Here is a 3,434-nt window from a genome sequence, read left to right on the forward strand (position 1 = left end):
GACCACAGCGGCCGCCGCTCCTCGAACGCCTCGGTCCGGGTCACAGAAGGCCGTCCCGGAAGCCCTGCCGCCACGACGGATACCGCAGCTCCCAGCCGAGCTCCCGCTTGGCCTTGGCATTGGAAAAGCCGCGCCCCTCGGTCATCATCGTCACCGCCACTTCCCCGGCCAGCAGCCGGGCCAGCCACTTGGGGACCCGCATCGGCGGCTTCGCGCCCGCGCACGCCGCCAGGTGGGGCAGCCACTCGGCGGCCGGGGCCGGTTCGTCGTCGACGATGTTGAACACGCCCTTCGCCCGTTGCTCCACGGCCAGGACGGTGGCGCTCGCCGCGTCGTCGACATGCACCCACGAGCTGTGGCCGGTGCCGCCCCCGACGAGCGGGAACTGCCGCTTGCGTACGAGCTCGACCTGGTCGTCGGTGGCACCGGGCCCGTAGAACCCGCCGTACCGCAGGGCCGCGCCGCCGGCCCTGACGACCACTTCGTCGACGTAACGGATCGCCTCCATCCCCGGGCGCGCCACCGTCCCCGTCATCGGGTCGAGCGGGTCCTCCTCCGTCTTCACCCACCCACCCTCGCGGATGCCGTTCCAGCTGGCGTAGCTCTGTGCGACGACATGGGACACGCCGGCCTTCTCCGCGGCAGCGAGCAGATGGTCCGTCCCCTCGGTGCGCAGCCGGTTGGTGGTGGCGAACCAGCGGTCCATGTGTTTCATGTCCGGCTTGCCGGAGTGCGCCACGGAGATCGCGGTCATCTGGTGCACGATCGCGTCGGGCCGGGCCCCGGCCACCGCGTCGGCGACCGACGCCGCGTCCAGCCCGTCCATCACGACGGCGTCCGCACCCAGTTCTTCCAGCAGGCCCAGTTTGGCGGCGCTCGTCGTCGTCGCCGTCACCTCGTGCCCCCTGGCCACGAGCTGCGGCACCAGTCGCCGCCCCAGGACCCCGGCCCCGCCTGCCACGAACACTCGCACGATCATCACCCTTCCTGGTTCCGAAACGGGCTCTCGCACAAGGGACGAGTGGGCCCGCTACGTCTGTGACACGGGACCGCGGCACCCGTGCCCACCTGTACGGATCCAGTGGTCACGTCGGTACGCCCCAGTGATCACGTCCGTTACGGCGACCGGCTCCTTAGACTGATCAGCAACCCCTCAAAACAGTGCATAACGATATATAACGATCCAGGACACATCCTCTCCCTCGGGGAGCCGCTCCCGGGAGGCGAGCATGACCACCCGTCGCACCCCCTTGCCGGGCGTCGGCACCCAGTTCGACTTCAGCACGGAAAGCGGCCATCACGTCTCGGTCGTCGTGCACAACGACGGCCGCCGCTTCCTCGGCTTCTACGGCGCTGACGACCCCGACGCCTGCCTGCTCTCGGTGCCGCTGGGGCCGGAGGAGGCCACGGCGCTGGCCCATCTCCTCGACGCCGAACCCATCGACGCCGTACGGACCGACGGCATCGACCTCGTCACCGAGCACATCCCCGTCGGCACCCGGTCGCCCTACGTAGGGCGGCCGCTCGGCGACGCCCGTGCCCTGACAAGAACCGGCGCGTCGGTCGTCGCCGTGCTGCGACGGACGGGGGCGCATCCGTCCCCCGGCCCCGGCTTCCGGCTCGCCACGGGCGACACGCTCGTCGCGGTGGGCACACGGGAGGGCGTCGACGCCCTCGCCGAGATCATCGCCGGAGGCTGACCGTGCACGACACGACGATGCTGCTGATCGAGCTCGGCGCGATCCTGCTCGGGCTGGGCCTGACCGGCCGCTTCGCGGGCCGCTTCGGTCTCTCCCCCGTACCCCTCTACCTCCTCGGCGGACTCGCCTTCGGCTCCGGCGGGCTGCTGCCGCTGAGCGCGAGCGGTGACTTCGTGGCCGTCGGCGCCGAAATCGGCGTCATCCTGCTCCTGCTCATGCTGGGCCTCGAGTACAGCGCGTCCGAACTGGTCGACAGCATGCGCACCCAGTACCCGTCCGGCGTCGTGGACTTCGTCCTCAACGCCCTGCCGGGGGCGGGCACGGCGCTGCTGCTCGGCTGGGGCCCGGTGGGCGCCGTCGCCCTCGGCGGCGTCACCTGGATCTCCTCGTCTGGAGTCATCGCCAAGGTCCTCGCCGACCTGGGCCGCCTGGGCAACCGCGAGACGCCGGTGGTCATCGGCGTGCTCGTCATCGAGGACCTGTCGATGGCCCTCTACCTGCCGCTGCTCACCGCGGTGATCGCCGGGCTGGGCCTGGCAGGCGCGGGTATCGCGCTGCTGATCTCGCTCGGCACGGTCGGCCTCGTGCTCTACGTGGCCCTGCGCCACGGCCGGCTGGTCAGCCGGGCGGTGTCCTCCGACAACCCCGAGATGCTGCTGCTCGTCGTGCTCGGCCTCACCCTGCTGGTCGCGGGCATCGCCCAGGAGCTCCAGGTGTCCGCAGCGGTCGGCGCGTTCCTGGTCGGCATCGCCCTGTCGGGCGAGGTCGCGGAGGGGGCGCGGAGAATCATCGCGCCGCTGCGGGACCTGTTCGCGGCGGTGTTCTTCGTCTTCTTCGGCCTCTCGACCGACCCGAACGAGATCCCGCCGGTCCTGCTCACCGCGCTCGCGCTCGCCGCGGTCACGATGCTGACGAAGACGGCCACAGGCTGGTACGCGGCCCGCCGCGCGGCCATCGGCGCCCGCGGTCGCTGGCGTGCGGGCGGCACACTGGTGGCCCACGGCGAGTTCTCGATCGTGATCGCGGGCCTGGCGACCGCGACCGAGCCGAGGATCGGCCCGCTGGCGGCGGCGTACGTCCTCATCCTCGTACTCATCGGCCCACTCACGACCCGCTGGACCGAACCCCTGGCCTCCTGGCTGCTACGCCGCCCCCACACGGTGAGCGGCCCGACGCCCGACCGACTTACGGACACTCCGCCGGAGCGCACGGGGAGCACTCCGGCCGACCCGGCGGGCGCCGCAGCCGAGCCGGCGACAGACACTCCGGCCGGCCCGGGAAGGGGCACTGCGACCGACCCGGCGGCGGGTCCACCGGCCGGCCCGGCGGACACTCCGGCCCACCCGGCGGCGGATCTACCGGCCGGCCCGGCGGCCGCTACGACCGACCCTGCGGGCGCTCCGGCCGACCCGGCAAGGGGCGCTTCGACCGACGCGGCGACCGACCTCTCGGGCACTACCGACGACCCCGCGGCGGGTCCGGAAGCGGGCGCGCCCGAGAGGATCGCGCGTTGGACAAGCGGGCGACGACGGGGGGACGATCGCTCGTAACGGGGCTCGGGCGGGTGTCGAAACCGGCGGACGCCGCCGGTGCGTGAAGCCGCGAGGCGGTGAGCCCGCCGGCCGCCGGGCCACGATGCGGCGAGGCCGCTGACGCCGCCTACTCGTCGGGCGTAGGCCGGCGCGGGCGCCAACGCGCACGGGGGCGCCGAATGTCACGCACGAGGGTGTAGAC

2 protein-coding genes and 1 pseudogene are annotated in these 3,434 nt (G+C 72.7%); 2 read left to right on the forward strand and 1 reads right to left on the reverse strand.

What is annotated here, in order from left to right:
- Window positions 1-40 precede the first annotated feature (40 nt).
- The gene (locus tag ACWGH4_RS33020; protein WP_453467337.1) at window positions 41-979 is read right to left on the reverse strand and encodes an NAD-dependent epimerase/dehydratase family protein; all 939 of its coding nucleotides are present in this window, start codon (window positions 977-979) and stop codon (window positions 41-43) included.
- A 250-nt stretch (window positions 980-1,229) separates the two neighbouring features.
- On the opposite strand from ACWGH4_RS33020, the gene ACWGH4_RS33025 reads away from it, so the two are divergent.
- Together ACWGH4_RS33025 and ACWGH4_RS33030 are read left to right on the forward strand one after the other, a co-directional pair.
- The gene (locus tag ACWGH4_RS33025) at window positions 1,230-1,700 is read left to right on the forward strand and encodes a cation:proton antiporter regulatory subunit (RefSeq protein ID WP_453467339.1); all 471 of its coding nucleotides are present in this window, start codon (window positions 1,230-1,232) and stop codon (window positions 1,698-1,700) included.
- Between the two features lie 2 nt (window positions 1,701-1,702).
- Window positions 1,703-2,837: pseudogene (locus ACWGH4_RS33030) on the forward strand (cation:proton antiporter); the annotation flags it as partial.
- Window positions 2,838-3,434 lie beyond the last annotated feature (597 nt).

Source organism: Streptomyces sp. NPDC054847, from assembly GCF_053610925.1.

Bases quoted from the DNA above. Each gene is read 5' to 3' on its own strand.
- ACWGH4_RS33020 (WP_453467337.1), bottom strand. From the start codon at position 979: ATGATCGTGCGAGTGTTCGTGGCAGGCGGGGCCGGGGTCCTGGGGCGG.
- ACWGH4_RS33025 (WP_453467339.1), top strand. From the start codon at position 1,230: ATGACCACCCGTCGCACCCCCTTGCCGGGCGTCGGCACCCAGTTCGAC.